At 39.0% G+C, this 21,630-nt stretch carries 16 protein-coding genes and 1 riboswitch; of the genes, 15 read left to right on the top strand and 1 reads right to left on the bottom strand.

Translation table 11 applies throughout. From position 1 onward, the window contains the following. The first annotated feature begins 176 nt into the window (after positions 1-176). From BN1765_RS18505 to sinI, 8 genes are all read left to right on the top strand, one after another. A complete protein-coding gene (locus BN1765_RS18505; protein ID WP_050616502.1) occupies positions 177-737 on the top strand; it encodes a signal peptidase I in 561 nt (186 codons plus the stop codon). 126 nt (positions 738-863) lie between these two features. Beyond that, the gene (locus BN1765_RS18500) at positions 864-1,457 is read left to right on the top strand and encodes a hypothetical protein (RefSeq protein WP_050616501.1); all 594 of its coding nucleotides are present in this window, start codon (positions 864-866) and stop codon (positions 1,455-1,457) included. 80 nt (positions 1,458-1,537) lie between these two features. Then, a complete protein-coding gene (locus BN1765_RS18495; protein WP_050616500.1) occupies positions 1,538-2,119 on the top strand; it encodes a hypothetical protein in 582 nt (193 codons plus the stop codon). A 27-nt stretch (positions 2,120-2,146) separates the two neighbouring features. Next, entirely contained in the window at positions 2,147-2,599 is a 453-nt protein-coding gene (locus BN1765_RS18490) for a hypothetical protein (RefSeq protein ID WP_050616499.1), read from the top strand. Positions 2,600-2,858: 259 nt separating this feature from the next. Then, complete coding sequence (locus BN1765_RS18485) at positions 2,859-3,578, top strand: hypothetical protein (RefSeq protein WP_050616498.1); 720 nt, start codon at positions 2,859-2,861, stop codon at positions 3,576-3,578. A gap of 71 nt (positions 3,579-3,649) precedes the next feature. Continuing rightward, positions 3,650-4,534: an LPXTG cell wall anchor domain-containing protein gene (locus tag BN1765_RS18480; protein WP_050616497.1), complete on the top strand. Its 885-nt coding sequence runs from the start codon at positions 3,650-3,652 to the stop codon at positions 4,532-4,534. Positions 4,535-4,545: 11 nt separating this feature from the next. After that, positions 4,546-4,737, top strand: a complete 192-nt coding sequence (locus tag BN1765_RS18475; protein WP_050616496.1) for a hypothetical protein — start codon at positions 4,546-4,548, stop codon at positions 4,735-4,737. Between the two features lie 208 nt (positions 4,738-4,945). Next, positions 4,946-5,039, top strand: a riboswitch (cyclic di-GMP riboswitch). A gap of 30 nt (positions 5,040-5,069) precedes the next feature. After that, complete coding sequence (sinI, locus tag BN1765_RS20205; RefSeq protein WP_147554230.1) at positions 5,070-5,231, top strand: DNA-binding anti-repressor SinI; 162 nt, start codon at positions 5,070-5,072, stop codon at positions 5,229-5,231. Between the two features lie 48 nt (positions 5,232-5,279). Here the strand turns inward: sinI and BN1765_RS18470 are convergent, their stop codons facing one another. Then, positions 5,280-5,609: a helix-turn-helix domain-containing protein gene (locus BN1765_RS18470; RefSeq protein ID WP_050616495.1), complete on the bottom strand. Its 330-nt coding sequence runs from the start codon at positions 5,607-5,609 to the stop codon at positions 5,280-5,282. 325 nt (positions 5,610-5,934) lie between these two features. Between BN1765_RS18470 and BN1765_RS18465 the strand changes: the two genes are divergently transcribed. The 7 genes from BN1765_RS18465 to BN1765_RS19865 all read left to right on the top strand — a co-directional run bounded on the left by BN1765_RS18465 (position 5,935) and on the right by BN1765_RS19865 (position 21,531). After that, complete coding sequence (locus BN1765_RS18465; protein WP_050616494.1) at positions 5,935-6,477, top strand: DUF2179 domain-containing protein; 543 nt, start codon at positions 5,935-5,937, stop codon at positions 6,475-6,477. Between the two features lie 556 nt (positions 6,478-7,033). After that, complete coding sequence (locus BN1765_RS18460) at positions 7,034-9,712, top strand: S-layer homology domain-containing protein (protein ID WP_050616493.1); 2,679 nt, start codon at positions 7,034-7,036, stop codon at positions 9,710-9,712. A 199-nt stretch (positions 9,713-9,911) separates the two neighbouring features. After that, on the top strand, positions 9,912-10,328 hold the full coding sequence (locus BN1765_RS18455; protein ID WP_050616492.1) for a hypothetical protein: 417 nt from the start codon (positions 9,912-9,914) through the stop codon (positions 10,326-10,328). Positions 10,329-10,671: 343 nt separating this feature from the next. Next, the gene (locus BN1765_RS18450; RefSeq protein WP_050616491.1) at positions 10,672-13,218 is read left to right on the top strand and encodes an S-layer homology domain-containing protein; all 2,547 of its coding nucleotides are present in this window, start codon (positions 10,672-10,674) and stop codon (positions 13,216-13,218) included. Between the two features lie 894 nt (positions 13,219-14,112). Continuing rightward, positions 14,113-17,136 (top strand): S-layer homology domain-containing protein, encoded by a 3,024-nt coding sequence (locus BN1765_RS18445; protein WP_050616490.1) that lies wholly within the window; start codon positions 14,113-14,115, stop codon positions 17,134-17,136. 811 nt (positions 17,137-17,947) lie between these two features. After that, on the top strand, positions 17,948-18,265 hold the full coding sequence (locus BN1765_RS18440) for a hypothetical protein (protein WP_050616489.1): 318 nt from the start codon (positions 17,948-17,950) through the stop codon (positions 18,263-18,265). Positions 18,266-18,723: 458 nt separating this feature from the next. Beyond that, entirely contained in the window at positions 18,724-21,531 is a 2,808-nt protein-coding gene (locus BN1765_RS19865) for an S-layer homology domain-containing protein (protein WP_050616488.1), read from the top strand. The last annotated feature ends 99 nt before the right edge of the window (positions 21,532-21,630 follow it).

Below are 21,630 nucleotides of genomic sequence, written 5' to 3'. Positions count from 1 at the left end.
AGTTCTTTACTAAGAACAAAGGCTGATGAATTTGAGCTATGAAGGGGTGATTCAAATTCGATATGTGAGTTCTGAAAAAATGAGGGTACGGTACCAATGCCCCAAAAAGAAAAACGATTCAATTATAATATCGTGAAAATAAATTGGTTTGCACGGTTATTATGAGGAGGATTTTTATGAGAGTTGTTGGGAAAATAGTTAGCTCCTTTATAGGAGTTCTATTCGTTCTTATATTGGTATTCGCACTATTCTTATTTACATCCAATAAGATGCATCCAGGTTCTATTCCCACACTATTTGGATACAAAATGATGACTGTTCTATCAGGGAGCATGCGGCCAGAATTTAATCCAGGAGATATAGTTATTGCCAAAGACGTAAATCCTACTGAGCTAAAGAAAGGCGACATCATTACATTTATCCGTAAAGATAAAAAGTATGTAACTCATAGAATTATAGATGTTAAAAAAGAGTCTTCTGGACTGTACTACACTACCAAAGGAGATGCCAATAATACTCAAGATCCTGAACTAACATTTGAAAAGAATGTAAGGGGGATTTATCTAGTCCATATACCCTATTTGGGAATGATCATCAATAAATTGAGTGGCATATACGGGTTTCTGCTATTAGTTGTGATGCCAATCATTCTTTTAGTAGGGATAGAGATAAAAGAAAAAATCACCAAAAATAAAAAAGGAAAGAACAGTTACCGCCCAAGGGATATTGAGGCATGATATATAAGCCTTTAAGGAGGGGATGCTTTTATACAAAGGGGTTATAAAGGTTAAACAATTCTGGTTATCCCGTAACTTTAGCCAATTGAACAAAAAATCAATCGAAAAGTTGGAGGAATCATACTTATGAAAGTAATGAAAAAAGCACTTATTGGTACAGCACTTGTTGGAGCACTAGCAATCGGAGCGGGCGCAAGCAACGGAACACTATCTGACTTCTATGCAGAAGGTAATGCAAACGGAAACAGTATTCAAACAGGTACAGTGAAATTGGGTGGAACTACTAATACACCAATATTTAACAACATCACTAAATTGCAACCATCTGAAACTCCAACTCAAGGAACAGACATCACAATCACAAACGCAGGTACTTTAGACGGAAAACTTTCTTTAACGTTATCTGAGTATGCTCTAACTTCAGGTTTAAAAAATGGTGCGCCATCTGATACGGATATGAAATGGGTAAAACTTCATTTTGACGTAGTTAATGCTGCAGGTAAAACAATTGCTTCTGTTGAGTCAGGCGCAACAAAAGCTGAGCTAGATAACGGGGTTAAGACTTTGAATACTCTATTGTCAGGTTACACATTCAAATCACAAGAATCTTATACGCTTAAGTCATCTGTACAGATTGTACGTGACAAAGCTGCTGACCAAAATGGCCTTCAAGATTTGACAATCGAAGGAAATCTTTCTTGGAAGCTTAACCAACTTTAATCTGTAAGGACAGAATCTACTAGTACATAAGCCGGTCCCTTAAGGGTGATCGGCTTATTCAGTAATTGAGGTGCAAAGCTATGAGGAAAGCTTATATCGGATTGGCCCTCGGCGCAGCCATCTTTATTGGTGCAAATAGTTTAGGGGGAACGGCTGCTGATTTCTATGCTGAAGATCATGCAGGGATTGATATACAAACCGGTGTGTTGAAGATAAGGCCATTCACACATCCAACTCCTCTATTTTATACATTTCAGCAAGGGGATAGGGTCAAAGATATGGATGGGTATTGGCAGCCAGGTAAAGTCTCCAAGCCGAAAAAATTCGGAATAGAAAAGGAAAAAGGTTCTCTTGATGCTGAGATATTTGCGGTTTCTATAAAAGATGTTGACTTTTCAAGCACTGAGGATCCTGCGTTGGCAAAAGCAAGCTTAGAGAAGAATCTTTACTTCACAATCATCGATACCGATGATGACATTGTATTTAATGGCACCTATGGAGAATTGTTGAAAAAACCTGAGTTGACAAAAAAACGCACATTGGACGATCAGAATTACACCGAATTGTATAGTATTAAAGCTGAATTAAAGCATGAGGCTGGCAATGAGCTTCAGGGTGTAAAGCAAGTGTTTGATATTGGTTTCCATGTGCGTGCAAAATAGAAATTTACTATCAAGGTGGGCATTAGAATGAAGCTTAGAAAAACGATGTATGCATTAGTTCCTGTAGCTGCGCTTGGCTTCTTTGTATGTACTCAGATGTACCATTCATCGACGTACGCCGATCTTTATGACGAAGACCAGTCTTCTTTCTCTATCGAAGTGAGCTGGCCTGTTCCTGAGCCAGAAGTGGTAGAAGAGAATCTTGTTGATGAAACACAGCCTGTAGAAGAGGTAAAAGTTCCAGAAGAGCAAAAACCTGCCGATGAAGCAGTTGAAGATACGGGGCCTGAAGTAGAAAAGCCAGTAGAGCCTGCTAAGCCGGCAGAACCAGAGCAGCCAAAAGAAGAACCAAAACAAGAGCAACCTAAACAGGGAGAATCAAAAGAGGAAGTGAAACAGCCTGAAGAAGAAAAGCCAGCTGTGGATCCTGTTCCTGAAGTAAAGCCTGAAGAAGAAAAAAAGGAAAACGAAGAGCAATAATCACTCTCCATTTTCCTTTTCAGATACCCGAAGGCCTAGTTTAATTAACTGCAAAAGCGCAGTGGCCCGGGTAGGTAAGCCTTCACTCTTTTGGTAAGCGAGAATCTTATTCTTGATCTTTGGAGAAATGCTTACTTCTATACGACGGTTTTCAGACAATGCAATACACCTGCCATTACTTAATTGTTGGGGAACAATTACATTTAATCAAGTGAATGGCAGGTGTCTTTAGTTAACGAATAATATTGGAGGAATAAACATGGGTTTAATATCAGCAAAAGTAGCAGGAATCGTTTTAGCAAGCTCGGTGGCAGTCAGTGGTGTAGGGTATGTCGCTTATAATGGCCATGATACGATTAGTCAAGCTAAAAAAGATTTGAATGATGCAGCCAATAAAATTGTGGGACTTTCATTTTCGCAAGGTCGATTACAGGACTACATAGCCGACTTTAAGAAATCTGTAAATGCTACTGTCGCCCAAGCGAATACGGTCATTGGCAATAAGAATGTGAGCATTGGGCAATTGCAGGATGATAATGCGAAGAAATCGAAAGAAATAGAAGAATTGCTTACTAAGATAAAGGGCCTAGAAAAAGAGCTGACTACCATAAAATCAGAATATGCCGAGCTTGAAAGTGAACATGAAAAGGTCAAACAAGAATTGTTCACCGCTATGAAGGATCTTGAAGAAACCAAGCAATTGCTATTTGATACAACTGAAGAGCTGAAAGCTGCGCTTGCTGCGAACGCTCAGTTGCAGGAAGAGAATAAGAACTTAGCTGAAACGAATGTCAAATTGGTTGGTCAAGTAAACCAAGCCAATACGGATGCTGTTGAGCTTAAAAAAGCAATGGAAGATGCAAACGCGAAAATTGATAAGGCATATGAAGGTAACTTAGATGAAGCAGCTATTAAAGCGATTGGCTGGGAAGTACCCCCGGTTGTGGATAGTGGAATAGAGACTAGCAATCAAAAATAAAAAGATATAAAGGGGGGCTTTACCTTCCTGAGCCCTCTTTATTTTTTTGTTTAAAAATGGAGGTAAAGGAATTGAAGCAAGTAAAAGTAATAAGGAATTTGTTTTATAGTGGTTTCTTATTTAGCATTTTTTATTTGCTCGTGCCATACAATATTGCGTTAGCTTCTAACAAAGCAATCACAATAGATACAGGTTCGCCAGATCGTGTATTAATAAATGTTCGTAATGCAGTTCCAGGAGATACGATAACTAGGAATATAATAATTTCTAATGAATCTAATGAGAACTTTGAATATATAACAGAACAAAAAAATGGTTCATCTACAGAAAAGCTATATTCAACATTAATTTTTACGATTAAGCAAAAAGACACTGTTTTATATAAAGGCTTACTAAAAGATTTTATTGCCTTACCTTCGAGATTTCTGGCAGGCAAAACATCAGAAAAGCTATCTTTTAAAGTTGAAATTCCCCGTGAATTAGGGAACGAATATCAGAACTCTAAAGCTAGTATGGATTTTTTATTCACTGCTAAATTCACTGAGAATGACGGGGACAGTAATTCGGGAGACGAAGTGAGCAATGGTACTAAACCAGGAGACGAAGGAAGCCACGGCAGTAAACCGGGAGACGAAGGAAGTGGTACTAACCCGGGAGACGGAGGAAACGGCGGTAGTAAGCCAGTGGACGAAGGGAACAGCGGTAATAACCTGGGAGGCGGTGGGAACAGTGGTACTAATCCAGAAGATGGAGGAAACACATTACCAGCCACAGGTACAGATGTAAATATTGCCCCTCAATTAACATCAACACAAATGGTGCAACAAACAAATGGAACATTGCCCGATACATCAACCAATATGTATAACCTGTTAATCGGCGGATTTGTCCTCATTGCTGTTGGGGGTATTATACTCGTCATTCAACAGCGGAAATCAATTAATAGAAACCGATAGGAGGAAACGATATGTATCGTAAGGATTGTCATAAATGCAAGCGGCCTTCATTTGGAAGTTGTTCAACAGACTTATGGCTCTGCCCTATATGTGGAGAAGATCTTACAAAAGCGAAAGCGATGGATGCTGAATTATTTGAGAGAGTTCGACGTAACCAACAAACGTATGTAGGTAATAATTCTTTGTTTATAGGTGTAAAGTAATAGTTATTGTTAGAATTAGTCAAATGGTGTCAGTAAATATATGATACATTTCCACTATGTTTATCTTATTTTTGCGAGAATGATTGTATAATAGATAGTAATAAAAGAGTATATGAAAAAATACATCCTTTACTGATTGATTTGTACAAACATTTAACACCACGAACCAAACTGATTAATTGTATAGCATATGATCCAACTCTATGGTTACAAGAAAAGGCACACTTATTGAAAAATAAGGCCGCAAAGTTACAGGTCTAAGGCAAATATCTACGATTTGCTATGACGGCTGGATTGCCTAAAGTACAAGGGTATTTTAGGAGGGCAAGACGATGGTGGAGGAGAGAAAAGAGAGGAATATGTATGACAGCGAATGGTTGGAGCTGATGAAGGCAGCGAGGGATACAGGGGTTACGAAAAGCCAGGTGCTTGCCTTTATAAAAGAACAGCCCCAACGCATTATGAATGAAAGAAATGAGCAGAGGCCAAAATGAATATGACTAATATGCCCTTTGTGAAGATCGCCAAGGGTCTTTTATTGTTCATTCCTTATTTTGTTTCCATTTATTGAACTCGATGAAACTTCTGAATTCCTCTTTTGAGACGCCTGATTTCATGGCTTCCTCCACAATTTCAAGCCACTCATGATCCAGTGGTTCTTCATCTTTCTGCTCATCATATAATAATGAATCTACAGGTACACCCAGAACTTTTGTGATCTTTTCTAAGAATTGGACAGAAGGATTGTTTTGTAGATTCCTCTCCAAAGAACTTAGATACGATTTAGCAACCCCCGCTTTTTCAGCAAGCTCTGACATAGACATCTTCTTCTCTACCCGTATCTTCTTAACTCGATCTCCAATTTTCAACATTATCACATCCTGGAAGTAATTTACGTTTATATATAAGTACCTTCTATATAATAAAAGCTTGAACACTTTCTGCGAAAATATGAATACTGCTATATAGTATGGGGAATAAATCTTATGTGATTCATTATAGAGTATTTATACGAATAAGTCTTACATAAATTGGGCGAGAGTGTTGATTATTGTAGCTTTATTTAACATACATGCATCCGTTCACAGCCAGGAAACCAACCCTTTCCTCTTATTATAATCTTTTTATTTGGAATTAAGTGAATTCTCGTATAGACTGGTAGAATTCCAATCTTACTAAAGGATGAGGGAGTAATCCATGAAAGATATAATACTGATTCTGATACTGCAGCTGATTTATGTTCCTTGTTTTACGTTACGGACGATTTTCTTAGTCAAACAGTTGAGGGTACCGGCCGCCCTGCTTGGGTTTGTTGAAGCGTTGATTTATGTGTTTGGCCTTTCTATTGTCTTTAATGGAGACCAATCATTCTTAGGTATGCTCGTGTATGCGATTGGCTTTGGCTTAGGGATTTTGATTGGTACAGCCATCGAACAGAAACTTGCCATCGGCTATACGACATTTAATGTGAACTTGCCGACGCGGAATCAAGACTTGATTGATCATTTGCGGGTTGAAGGATATGGGGTGACCATCATTTCTGTCGAAGGTTTCGAAAGTAAGCGGTACAAACTTGAAATTTTGACGAAGCGGAATATGGAGGACAGCTTGATCGAGCTGATCCGTGAATATGAACCTCATGCATTCATCATTTCCTATGAACCTCGGCGGTTTATTGGCGGTTATATGGTCAGCAACATGAAAAAACGCAAGAAGAAATTTGATGAGAAACAGAAATAAAGTGAAGAAAAGCTATCAGCGGCGCTGGTAGCTTTTTTTGTCCAATTCCAACCGGCGCTAAAACTCCCGGTTCAACACGGGGGGGATAAACGCCAATAAGAATCCGAATGGATCAACTAATAATTGGTGGAGTACCTACCGATTAAAGCTTCACTTTATACTTGTGTCTTTTTCACTATTGCAACACAAATTATTCGCGGGGTGTTTGCATTATTGCTAATAACTGCAAAAAGAAGGAAAAAGTTATCGGATATCGGAAGATTATATCCATATTGAGGGTGTGATTGGGACAAATGCAAGATAAAGGAATTAACTAAAAAAGAAAACAGCCTTATTTTATCCGAAAATTATTTAAATAATTAATATTATATTTTATTGATATATTTAATATAATTTGTGTTAGACGAAGGTATAGCGTTGAAACAGCTTTTTATTAGTGAAATATTTCACTAATAATTATATTGAGTTGATTTCTATACCGATGTAAAACATGTTTTTTATTCATTACTATCTATCAATTAGATAGATAAATAAAAATCTGGGGAGGATTCATTTAATGGCTTACCAACCAAAATCTTACCGCAAATTTGTAGCGACTGCCGCTACGGCAACATTAGTAGCAGGAGCTGTAGCGCCACTTGCATCTGCAGCAACATTCACAGATGTTTCTGCTAAATATAAAGAGGCAGTGGACTTTGTTGTTTCAAAAGGAGCAAAAGGTCTTACAGAAACTCAATTCGGTGTGCAAGAAAATATCAAACGTGTTGATGCAGCAGTGCTTTTGGCACAAGTGTTAGAGCTTGATCTTGAAAAAGCACCTGCTTCAGGCTTTACAGATGTTCCTGAGCGTGCTGCCAAATACGTGAATGCACTAAAAGCAGCTGGCATTACAAACGGTAAAACAGCTACTACATTCGGTTCCCAAGACTTAATCACTCGTGGAGAATTGGCGATCATGATCCAAAAAGGATTCGATCTTAAAGGTGAAGCCGATTCAAAATTCACAGATGTATCTGACCGTTACAAAGAAGCAGTTTCAGCTCTTGTAGCCAATGGCATTACAAACGGTGTAAGCGAAACTCAATTCGGTACTGAGCAAAACGCTAAACGCGGTGATTATGCAATCTTCCTATACAAAGCTGACCAAGTAAAACATAAAGTAGTTGCAACTGTAGAAAAAGTGACTGCTATCGATACAAATACAGTGGTTCTTACTGGAACACACTTAAATCAATTGAAAGCTGAAGACATCACGCTTGCCGGCAACAAAGTTGTTTCTGTTACACCAAGCACAGATGGAACTTCTGCAACAGTTGTGTTCGAATCTAAATTCGCTTCAGGCACAGGGCAAATATTAAAAGTAAACCTTAACGGAGAAACAAAAGAAGTTAAATTCACATTTGATTTCTCTATCTCTTCTATTAACTTACATGAGGGAACTTATGACGACAACAAAGACGGTCAACAATTGACTTTCTCTGTGAACGGCTCTCCAGTTCCTGCGGATACAGAGTATCTTCGCCAGGCTGGTTACAAAGTAACGTTCGTAGCAACAGATGAGTTCGGCGGACCTGCTAGAATCTTTGATGGCGACAGACATACTTGCAACACTGGATTGTTAAGCAAAACAAATAAAATCGGCGATTACACAGTTGAAGTTCAAATCGAGAAAGATGGTAAAATTGTTGCTTCTTCTCAAAAAACAATTTCCATTGTTGACGTTGAGACAGCTACAACTGCAATCAACAGCTTAGAGCTACGCAACACAAGCGGATTCACTCAACACAGCTCTACATTAGTAATCGGCGAAGCATTAGACGTGACTGATGTCATCGGTAACGCTGGCGGTAAAACAAATGTATCTTTACCAAAAGAACTTGTTGAAGTAAGTTCATCTAACGATGCTGTCATTTCTGTATCTAACAAAAATGGAGATATCAATTTCCGTGCAAATACTAAAGGTACAGCAACAATCACTGTGAAAATCGGCAAAGTAACAAAAACATTCGATTTCATTGTAACAAATGTAGAACGTGAAGTAACATCTGTTACTCCATCCGAAGAGAAATTCGACCTTGTTAAAGGTAAAAAGAGAACAATTGAAGTAACAACGATGGACCAATATGGTGACCCAATCAATGTTCCTGATTTCTGGACAGGCGATTTTGTAACAGTCGATGCACCGCAAACAGCTAACCATAAACCGATTGTTTCTGTTTCAAAAGTATGGACAAACCATGACGGCAAAACATACTGCGGACTTGATATCGTAGGTTTGACTGCAGGGGAAGGCACAATCTACTTCAAGGATCTATCAGGCAAAAAGCTTGGAAGCGTTGATGTGGGTGTAACGGTAAAAGATAACCATGTGAAAACAATCGTTGAAAAAACAGTTGGTTCTTTAGGAGAATCTGACACATTCGCTGTAGGCTCAAGTCGTGGATACCAAGTTACTCATCTAAATGAAGATGGAGCTTACAACGGCAATGTACTATTAACTGAGCATGCTGATCCAGCTAACCAAGCTGCATATACAGTGAAAGCTGTAGATCCAAGCGTAGCCAGCATCCACTTAAGCCGTGACAAGCAGTCATTTACTGTAACAGGCCAAAAAGCTGGATCCACTGATATCAAAATCTTGGATTACGCTGGAAACCTTAAACACAGCTTCACAGTGACAATTACTAAAGAAAATACTGTGACTACCAAAGTAAACTTTAAAGATACATCTGAAACAATCACTTACAATGGCAAAAAAGTAACTGTTGCTGACGTCTTGGATGTACGTGCAAGTGATCACGGTAAAGATGCAATTGTATATGGCTTAGAGCATAATGAAAATACAATTGCACCTGTACGCCTAACATCAACTTCTATTTGGGAAAATTATAATTTAGCAGATAGATACCAAGTTCATAATCCATTAAAAGCATATATCGATAAAAATGATAATGGCCACTATGATCGCGGTGAGAAAGTAATTGCACACGTGAAAGCAGAAGTTCTTACTGGTTCTTCTATTGACCGTCCAGACCATCCAAACCGTCCAGACGGAATCATCAATCCGGTTATCAAAGATATCCGTGTTGATGGAGATGGTGTATACACTACAGCATACGGTGAAAAAGGAACAATCCTATTCCGTGTCATCACTGATGCTAACGGAGATGGACATTTCACTGATCTAGAAACTCTAGCATCTACTACATTGAAAATCGATGTGCCGAATAAATAATAGATGTATTTAACGTAAAAGCCCTGCAGATTCTGCAGGGCTTTTACTAGGATCATCGAAAAGAGACCATCAAATTCAGTCTATTACCTTCCCAAGGCTCAAAGCAATACACGCTAATGATCCATCCAAGCTCTCAAAGGTAACTTTCAAAGAGACTGAGACAATCGATTACGCTGGAAAAAATGTATCTGTAAATGATGTGCTGGATGTTCGTGTAGATGGTCGAGATAAAGATCCTATCGTTTATGGTATCGAGCACGATAAGAATGTAGCTGAAAAAGTGCGTTTAGCTGAAACTCACTTTATGCAACACGGCAGCGGAAGTGGAGTATATGAAAATGCATTAAAAATTTACATTGACTTGAATAATGATGGGAATTTTGACTCCAAAGATGAACCTGTATTAGGTTATGTTGCTGCTGAAGTACTTTCTGGTTCAACAACAGTGCATCCAGGATTGCCTATCAAAAAAATCGTGGATATTAGCAATGCTGGAGGCAGCTATACCACTGCTCAAGGAGATCATGGAGAAATTTTATTCCGTGTTATCAGTGGAGAAAAACGTAGCATCGACAATACAATTGCGGTTACAACACTAAATATTAACGTGAAGTAATTATAAAGCCAATGTAAATCAAGAAGTAAAATAAAAAATACCTTACATTGAAAATAGGTTAATGAATACATAACAATTCAATGTAAGGTGTTTTTTTGTTTCATATTTAATGATGATATATGAAACGGCTAATCTGATGTGTTAGATATATCTGGAGAATAATAGCGATTTTATAAAAATGGACAAAATTTTATTTGTGTAATTTCAATTTTGAATTTCATGTATCGTAGATAAAAAGATTTACTTACATCTTATGAAAACACCACAATAGCTAATTGAATATTTTTATAATTAAGTCGAAGGGAACATGTTTGCTTCATACATCTTAAGAGGAGGTCAGCTAATGAAACTGAAGAAACTTTTTTGTGTATTAGTCAGTTTTGTATTGTTACTTGGTTTTGTGCCTGATTTCAGTAGCGTTGCAGAAGCTGCTAATAAGGTAGTGCGTATTAAGATATACGGCACGAATGTAAACGGTGGTTCTTTTAACGGGCCGACTTATAATAGCCCGAATTATATTGAAGTGGAAGTTCCATACTACTCAAATAACAGCTACAAAATCCCTACACCTGAAGAAGTCGGGTTCTCTGATTATGGTAAGCTGGATTATGTATATGTTACTTCCATAAGCTCAGGACAGTATCAGCCGGGATCCACAGCTTTAATCCATTCGTCAGGAGCTACATTAGTGTACTACTTTTCTGGCAACGGCGGAGGAGAAAGTGGTGGTGGTATCATCCCGGACGGTCCGCAAACCGGCAACTATACTTTTTGGTTAAAGTATAATCCGAATGGCGGTATTGGGGAAGAAGTCACTTATCAATATAAGAATTATGCGAGTATAAGAAATACAGAAGTAAAGACAAATATGTTTTCACCTCAGCCAGGATTTGTATTTACTGGATGGAAGGATAGTCAAGGAAATTCTTATTCTGAAAAAGGAAATATACTGTTGCAAGCCAATACCACTGCTGTTCTTTATGCCCAGTGGAAACCTGTTACAGAGAACGATAAGGTGGATTTGATTGTAGAAACAGAAATCAATGGAGAGGTAACAGACACAGAATATAAGTATGATCAAACACCAAATAGTTCTGTAAATATCAGTCCTAAGATAACCAAGGAAGACGGCTACACATACACATTTGAAGGATGGGAATTGGTGTCTGGGACAGGTGATTTTCAAGATCGAACAAAAGAAGAAACGACATTTACACTAGGCAAAGAGAATGCCATTGTAAAAGCAAAATATGAAAAAACAAAGAAAGAGGAGACTGTATACGAAATCTCCTACGATAAAGGCAAAGGTGAAGGAACAGCACCAGAGAGCCAAACAGTAGAAAAAGGCAAAGAAGTTAAATTGTCACAACCAACAAATCTAGTTCCTCCAACTGGTCAGATTTTTGACCAATGGGAAGATCAGAACGGTAAGAGATACGATGCAGGTGCAACCATTGTGCCGGAAGGAAACCTGCAATTGACAGCCATCTATAAGGATCAACCGGTGACAACCTATACGGTCACCTACGATAAAGGCAAAGGTGAAGGAACAGCACCAGAGAGCCAAACAGTAGAAAAAGGCAAAGAAGTTAAATTGTCGCAACCGGCAAATCTAGTTCCTCCAACTGGTCAGATTTTCGACCAATGGGAAGATCAGAATGGTAAGAGATATGATGCGGGTGCAACCATTGTGCCGGAAGGAAACCTGCAATTGACAGCCATCTATAAGGATCAACCGGTGACAACTTATACGGTCATCTACGATAAAGGCAAAGGTGAAGGAACAGCACCTGCCAAACAAGTAGTCGAAGCGGGAAAGTCGATAATCGTAGTTGCACCAACAACTATTATTCCGCCGGCGGGAAAAGAGTTTATCGGTTGGGAATCCAACGGAAAACTATATAAACCAGGCGAAGTATTGACGCCAATAGGTGATATGACTTTAACAGCCGTGTTCGAACAAAAGTCGACACCGCCGTCACCTCCAGTGGTGATAGAAAAACACAATGTCATTTATGATTTAAATGGCGGAGATGGCCAAACCCCGACAGAATCGCCTAAATCACCGGGGGAACAATTTAAAGCAGCAGACCTGACAAATATAATAGTGCCAGAAGGAAAAGAGTTCAAGTATTGGGCAACAGAGAAAGATGGAAGTGGTCAGCATTATAATCCTGGAGATTTGGTAACTATGCCGAAATCTGATCTTACACTTTATGCAATATGGACAGATAAAAGCGGCCAGCAGCCAGAATTGAATAAAAAAGACCATATTGCTTATGTGGTCGGCTTCAAAGACGGCTCTTTCCGCCCGGAAAAATCGGTGACAAGAGGAGAAGTTGCTGCAATCTTTGCAAGATTAATCGCTGAAAAAATGAATATGAATCAAGTGTATCCATCTACATTTAAAGATGTAAAACAGGAAAAATGGTATTCCGATTATATTGGCTATCTAGAAAAGTATAAAATTATAAGTGGATATAGCGATGGTACTTTCAGACCGGAAGCTCCTATCACACGGGCCGAGTTCACAGTGATTGCAAGCAGATTCAGCAAAGTTGAAGCCAAGGCAGAAAAAATATTTACCGATGTGCCTGCAGACCATTGGGCAAGTGCTTATATTTCAACTGCTTACAAAAATGGATGGATCAATGGATATGCGGATGGCACATTTAAGCCAGAACAGCAAATCAACCGCGCAGAAGCAGTAAAAATAGTGAATAGTATGCTTGATAGAATTATAAATGAAGACAGCATCAAGGGAACGAATGTGAAAGATTATACAGATGTAAAGAAAAATCATTGGGCATATTACCACATCACTGAAGCTAGCAATGCCCATGATTATATTAAAGAAGATAATCAGGAGATTTGGGTGGAAGTGAAATAACGGCAATTCAAACAGGGAATCCTCGCGGGATTCCCTGTTTTCATATAGAAGATGTACAGGAAAGACTTATAAATAATCAGCTGCTTAGCCTCACTCTTCGGTGACTATTTGAATGATAGGTGGGGAAAAAGAACCCGTCAAGGAAACCTCTCCATGGTCCCAACTATGTAGTTTTAAAGAAAGTGACAGTGTGAGTGGCTCCAATCTAAGCTGACTTGTTGCCAGAACTCCCCTGCATTGTTCCTATTAAAAATATCACCGATTTTTGAATTCTAATCGTAACATTTGTAATATTTAAGGTAAAATTTCTTAAAAATTTACAAATACAACCGATATATTACTTATATTAGTAAATTATCAAGACTGCTGTTCTAGTGTAATAGACCCCTATTACTAGAAGGGATAGGAAATCACTTCATTTAAAAACCAAAACCTCCATTTTTATTCCAATTTTAAAGAAAAAACATCCAAAAATAGAAAAAAGTAAAAATGGATATAAATATTTATTATATTAGTTATATTATCCAAAAATGATAATATAAAGAAAATAATAAAGGTATTTTTAATTTATTTAATTACTAAAAATGGAATTATATGTTTTACTTTTACATATTTATCTATATTTTTCTTACATTTCTCCTATTTGTGAATTTTTGTTTTTTTATTAAATAAATGTATAATCTAACAGTATATCAGTCTTACGTAATATTTGGCTTAATAGCCAATAGGTGGATTAAACTGGCAAATTCGACCAACCATTAATCTTTTCCTCATATAAGACTGTATAACTTACAATCTGTCGCCATTTGATCCAAATAACGGCAGATTGTTTCTCACTGTTTCCTATACATTGTGTGTCTTAAACAAATATTTTCACAAAACGGGAGGATCTATATGACATACCAACCAAAAAACTTCAAGAAATTTGTAGCCACTGCTGCTACTGCAACTTTAGTAGCGTCTGCTGTTGCTCCATTGGCATCAGCTGCATCATTCACTGATGTAAATGATTCTTATAAAGAAGCTGTTGATTTTGTAGTATCTAAAGGAGCTCAAGGTTTAACTCCAACTAAATTCGGCGTGGGCGAAAACATCAAACGTGTGGACGCAGCTGTTCTTTTAGTTAAAGTTCTTGGATTAGATATAGAAAAAGCACCTAAAGCAGGTTTCACTGATGTGCCTGATCGTGCAGTTAAATACGTAAATGCCCTTAAAGAAGCTGGCATTACAAATGGTAAAAACCCTACAACTTTTGGCGCTCAAGATCTAATCACACGCGGTGAATTAGCAATCTGGGTTCAAAAAGCATTTGAACTAAAAGGCACTGCTGATACAAAATATTCTGACGTATCTGACCGTTATGAATCTGCAGTAGCTGCACTAGTAGCTAACAAAATCACTAACGGTACAAGCGAAACTCAATTCGGAACAACCCAAAATGCTAAACGCGGCGACTATGCTAAATTCCTTCTAAGAGCAGCCAATGTTACACCAGTTGAAGCTGCTACAGTAACATCTGTTAAAGCTGAAAACGGCAAAGTAACAGTTGCATTGGATAAAGAAATTGAAACTGCTGACGTAAAAGACTTCACTCTTACTCAAGCAATCAACGGTAAAGAAGCAACTACTGTAACAGCAACTGCCGCTAAACTATCTGACGACAAAAAATCAGTTGTATTGACTGTACCAACAGTTGAACAAGCTGACGACGAGCAAAGCGTAGTAATCGCTGCTGCTTATAAAGAAGGAAAAGCTGTAAGTGCTGATGCTTATAAAGTGGAAGCTGCTGCACCGGCTGTTAAGTCTGTAAGTGCGATTAATCTTAGACAAGTAGAAGTTAAATTTAACAAAGAACTTGATAAAGCAACTGCTGAAACTTTAGCTAATTATGAGCTAAAAGTTGGTAATGGGAATGCTGTTAACCCTTCAGCTGCTAAAGTTACTGGAGAGAAAACTGTAGTTCTTACATTTGCTGCTCAAAACCAATCTACTGATGCAACTCTGACTGTTAAAAATGTTAAAACGGTTAAAAGTGAAGTAGTTGCTGATACTTCTAAAGACGTTCGTTTCATTGATGTCGTAGCTCCTAAAGCTGATGATGTTGAAGTGGTAGCTCCACGTGTTATCCGAGTACACTTCTCCGAGCCACTTGCTTCTGTTCCAACTTTTAAATTAAATGATGGTGCAACTGCAATTGTTTCAACGTCTTGGACTGCAGGGCAAGATTATGCGGATTTAACTATCGGTATTGATCCAACTAACAATTCTTCTCACACTTTAACTATTTCTGGTGGAACTGACTATGCTGGATTCAAAATTGATGAAGTAGCTAAAAATTTCGTTTACCAAACAGATACTTCAGCTCCAAAAGCTTCTGTATCTAAAGTAGTAGACAATAACACTGTTGAAATTCAATTTGACAAAGAAATTAACCCTAGCACATTGACGGATAACCTTGAAATTTTCCATACAGTTAAAGGTGGAAATGGTTATAAGGCAGAGTCTGTAACTAGTCTTAAAAACGGAACAAGCGACACAATCGTAGTTGATTTTGCTGGTGCTGTATTCCCTGAAGGCCAAGTGAAGTTTTTCCTAGGTTATAAAGATGAAAAAGGAACACTTTTACAAGATAAATGGGGAAATAAATTAGCAGCTCAAGAACTTACTGCTTCTTATGCGGCTGATACTACTGCTCCAGTTCTATCTACTGTAGAAGGTAAAACTAAACGTACAATTGAAGTTAAATTTAATGAAGAACTAGAATCAAACACAGTAACTGCTGCTAACTTTGTATTAACAGATGATGAAGATAATAAGGTACAAGCAGATGTTAGTCTTGGTGCTGATAACAAAACGGTGACTGTTACATCAAATACCGACCTTGCAGGTGGTAACTATAAATTAACTGTAAAAGACGTAACTGATACTTCTAATAACAAAATCAGTGAAGTGTCTCGTACGTTCTATGTGAATGATATGGTTGCTCCGACTGTTAATCCAACAGCTGACTTACTTGCTGGGGCTAAGAAAGTAAAAGTTAAATTCAGTGAAGCAATGAATGCAGCTTCAATTACTGACAAAGCCAAATATCAATATAATGATGCTGATCTTGATTCAGCCGTTACAGTTACTGCAGTAGATGGTAACAAAGCAGTCATTCTTGATTTCTCTGAAGTTAAAAATTTCACAACTGCATCTAAACAATCTATCACAGTTGGACGTGTTGCTGACGCTACTGGTAACTTAACCGAAGCATTCTCTACTAAGGTAACTGTGTCTGAAAATCAATCAACTGTTGCGGCAACTAAAGCTGAAGTTACTGGAAAACGCACAGTTAAATTGTACTTTGATGAAGTTATCACTAGTGCAGTAGCTTCAGATTTTATCGTGAAAACTGGCGAGACTGCTCATACTACTAATAATGTAGTGAACTCTATTGAAAATGGTAAATCAGTTCTTACTTTAACTGTTGGAACAGATCTTCCATACACAGCAACTGATGTAACTGTAGATTCTAATGTGGATGAGGATTACACTGTTAAGGCTAAAAATAATGATGGGCTTCTTGTAAAAGTCAATGCAGTTCAAGCGGCTGATAAGTTTGCTCCTGAAATTAGCTCAGCAACTTTTACTGATGGTACTGCTCCTACTGCTCAAGATCAATTAATTCTTACATTCTCTGAGACACTTTATGCTCAGTCTGTACAAGATGCTGATTTTACAGTCGCAGGACGTACAATCGAGTCTCTTGCAGTAAGTGATAATACTGTTACTATTAATTTAAAAGCAGACAATTCAACTTCTAGCGTAAAACCTGCTTCTGTATCAATTGTAGGTTCTGTTGAAGATGCAGCTCGTAATGCAACAACTTCACAAGTATTTGATACAATCAATGTTGTTACTTCTCAACAAAATTAAACGAAACGTTACTTTATAAGCTAGTTTTCTAGTGAAATAAGTAGAATTAACCCCATAGAACTGTACTAAGATATTTCTATGGGGTCTTTTTCTAACTATTATGCTGAATTCGTCAGGGGAGTTCTGACGCATGGTTAACAGTTTTTGAAATCATGAGCCTAATCCTCCTGCATCCAGTGAAAGCCTATCTGCTTGAAGGGGTGAAGTCAGGTGAAGTCGTACTCAAGGTACTGAGGCGGGGTTCTTTAAAAGGTGGCTATGGTTAGGATAACGAATCCATGTAGGCAGGGTGGAACAATTGGATGTGTGAATGGCTAGGAGTTCATATCCATTTCTCTCGTTTGAAATAACGAGTTGGTGATCTTGTATAATTTAAACTGTTAAACAGGTCACGTCCACACCTGAGTAGTGGAAGCCTAAGGCTACCAAAATAAGGGGGCAGCATAATGGAACGTTTGAAGTCTTACTAGAAGAGGTGGGGTAGCACCAATGAAGCTAGTAAGGTGGCAGCGGGTTCATAGTAGTGTTGATTGCTAGCCGTTTGGACTTGTATGGTAACATACGAGGAGGGGAAAACTAGATGGAGCCAAGGAACCCAGTCAGCGAAAACATAAAATGAATATCCTTTGATTATTCTAAATGATTCATCCGAGGCTGTAAGTGATCCAATGAAAATTCACTTTATGATATCATATAGGATCTCGTTTTATGAGTTGATGGCACGCCGTATGCGATGAAAGTCGCTCGTGCGGTGTAGGCCCGATTCGAAAACCACCTGAATGTGGTATAAGACGGGAATAGCGCAAAAACATTGGCGGAAGAAAATGTAAACGAACAGATTGCTGCTTTACATTTAGGTAATGATGTGGAAGTTCCAACCCTATCATTTACAAATACAGATGCTACTTCAATAGAAGTTCAAGCTGTTGCAAATGAAATTAAAAATGCCAGTGATGCTGGTTTATTTAATGGCACTGGTATGGCTAGTGCGATAAATACGTATGCACAGGATGAAGCTACGTTAAAAAGTCATCTTCAAACACTGCTAGATGAAGAAACAAATATCCCAAATGCATATAAAGGATTAGTTGATGCTTTAGTAGCTGCTTATGGCCTTAAGAAGCAATAAAACTAATTGAATATTAATTAGTGAGATTTAAACTATACCTATACCTCGAATAATAGATACTTTAAAAAGTTCTTTATTCGGGGTTTTTCTGTATTTTCATCAGCGGTTTCATTTTTAACCCATCTAGAATAGACAATTAAACCTGACTCGAAGATAATAAGAAAAAATCGTATTATTGTGTGAAAAAGTATATTATCTCTGAATATGAAAAGGCTCCTTTCACCAGAATAAGTTGGGGGAAACAGGAAGCAAGCAGAACAATCGATTTTTTCAAGATAGCTACAGCCGTACAACTGAACAGATTAAAATAATAAAAACAACTTTTAATAGAAAATGAATATTTTACAAATTAATGGGTATTACAAAAACAACCAAATGATAGACTCATAGACCTCTGTGATTCTCATTTGGTTTTTTCATTATATCTACTTCATACAAATCGGGGAGGATCAGAAAACATGCCTTACAAACCAAAGAAAATGAGTAAGTTTGTCTCTTCGGCAGCGACGGTTACATTGGTGGCTTCGGCGGTGGCGCCTCTTGCGTCTGCTTCTTCTTTTACGGATGTGAATAAAAATTATAAGGAAGCGGTCGATTTTGTTGTGTCAAAAGGGGCGGAAGGTCTCTCGTCCACACAATTCGGGGTTAGTAAAAATATTAAGCGTGTTGATGCGGCTGTTCTGTTGGCGAAGGTGCTGGACTTGGATATCGAGAAGGCTCCGGCTTCCGGTTTTACGGATGTACCGCCGCGGGCAACTAAATATGTGAATGCTTTGAAAGCGGCAGGGATTACGAACGGGAAGACCGCCAAGAAATTTGACAGTGACAGTTTGATTACGCGCGGAGAGCTGGCTATATGGATCTATAAGGGCTTTAAGATTAAGCATGCTGATACAGAAGTCTCTTTTTTGGACACGCCTGACAGATATAAAGAAGCTGTTTACGCATTGGCCAGCAATAAGATCACTACTGGTATTGACAGCAATCACTTTGGTACTTTTAATAATGCGAAACGCGGTGATTATGCGATTTTCTTGATGCGGGCTTATCAACTTAAAAATCCTCCCGAGGAAACAGTTAAACTGACAGGTGTCGACGCCTTGAACGGCAAAATCACTGTTATGTTCGATAAACCTGTAAAGGAAGCTGCTCTTGCTGACTTTAAAGTGATGCAAGCTATTAACGGGAAAGAAGCCGTTTCGGTTGTACCGACAAGCTTGAAACTGGCGGACGACAAGAAATCAGCCATACTGGCAGTGCCTGAGGTGGAACAAGGCGAGGAAGACCAGGATGTGACGGTCAATGTCGCTTTTAAGTCGACTGAATTTGTTGCAGCTAAGCCTTATAAAGTTGTGGCGGCTGTTCCAAAAGTGGAAGAAGCGAAAGCAACGAGCGCTACTCAATTGCAGATCCGTTTCAACAAAGCAGTAGATCCGAAGTCGATTTTTACGGACGGTCTCAGCGGAACGATGATAGACGGTGTGTTTTCTCTACGTTCGCTTGATCAGCCAAATGTAAGCGCTTCGTATAGTGGGAAGCTTTCTGAAGATGGCAAAACGCTCACTGTCACTTCTTCCGTGCCAATGGAAAAACGCTATGACATCAAGCTGGATAAAGTGAAAACGGTGAAAGGCGAAAACGTAGCGACGTATGAGCAGATGATTGTGATTCCAGCTGATGTCACTCCTCCGACGATCGTGGGCGTTGAAAAAATTTCTTCTGCGCAAGTGAAGGTGAAATTCTCTGAACCGATGCAGGCATTTCAGAATATCACATTCAAGATGGCGGATGGTTCAAGCGTATCCGGCATTACAGGCGAAATTGCAGCCGGCGCCACCGAAGCAGTGATCATGATGGATGCCAGTGTCCCGGCAAATAAAGAGATAATAGCCACATTTATGGGAGCGCGTGACCAGGCAGGAAATTTCCTATCGCCAAATCCATCTATGGTTACGTTCCAGCGCGGTGATAAAGATGGCACGAAGCCTACGGTGTCAGCCATCACACAAACGGGTGCCCGGACATTCACTGTTCAATTCTCCGAACAGCTGATCAAGGCGCCGACTGTCACAATCGGCGGCAAGGCTGCTTCATCTGTAGAGCGTGACAGCAACGATGTTACTAAATATAAAGTGACTACGGCTGACTTATTGGATGGTCCCAAGACAATAGGTGTCTCTTCCTTTACCGACCTTAGCGGCGAACAAGGCGACAATGTGAGTAAGGTGGTTACCTTCACGAAGGATAACGCCGCTCCTAAAGTGCTTTCTTACAACGTAGTGGCCGACCCGGCGGACCAAAAAGAATATCTGGAACTGACCTTTGATAAGGATGTCGCGCTGGATGTTAACTCCACAGTCGATGCGACTGGCACCTATAAAAGAAATTTCGTAACAAGAAATATTGGCGAAAATGACATTTCTCCCGCCAAGGTGATGTACAAGAATGCTTCTAATAAGAAGGTTATTCGGACCGAACTCGCTTCCTTCCTAGGGACAAACCTTGATATCGAGGGAACAGAGTTTGAGTTAAATCTGGCTTTTGCTGGCGTCAAAAGTGAAAGCGGCGTTTTAGCCGATGGAAAGAACGTTTCATTTACAAGAGGGAAGGATGGCATGCCTTCCAATACGGAAAAAGTGGCAATCGCGAAGGTGGAACAGTCCGCTTCCGATAACAATAAAGTAGAAGTGGTTTTTAATAAAGAAGTAGACGGCGCAACTGCAGTCAATAAAGAAAACTATACGATTGATGGAGTTGTAGTGGAAGACGTTAGACTTGAAGGCCCGGTCAATTCGGATAACGCAACTACACAAAAGGCGATTCTTACTCTGAAGGCTGATTCAAATACGTATACCGGAGACCGGGAGATGAGAATCCAGGGCATCAAAGCTAAAGGGTCTACAGTGGCAATGGATCCTTATAGAACAGCCATTTTCTTGAAGGAAAATGTAGCGCCAACCATTACCGACGCAAAGCTTTCGACAACCAACACAGTCACATTGACTTTTTCGGAAGCAGTCAAGCAATCAAGCAAAGCGAATGCCGACTTTGAAATAGTGGTGGGTGGACAACAGCAAAACCCGCCGGAACGACATGATGCCAATATAGGCACGACGGCTTCTAAATCAGCCGTATTTACAATCAAAGCGGTTTCCGCCGATACACTAAACAAGGGGCTTGGACTGAAAGCCTTACCAACCTTGGATATTACCGATGAAGCAGGCAATAAGTTAGTACTTCCGTCTGTCGTAAAGGTAGACCAATAATATAGAAGGAAAAAACCGGTTGGACCACTGAGTCTGGCCGGTTTTTTTGCGGAATAAAACATTCACTGGTACGCCATCTATTTTTCATCTGAAGTTCTC

The organism is Bacillus testis (assembly GCF_001243895.1).
Lineage (GTDB): Bacteria > Bacillota > Bacilli > Bacillales > DSM-1321 > Bacillus_AD > Bacillus_AD testis.
This window is presented reverse-complemented; position numbering and strand designations above follow the sequence as displayed.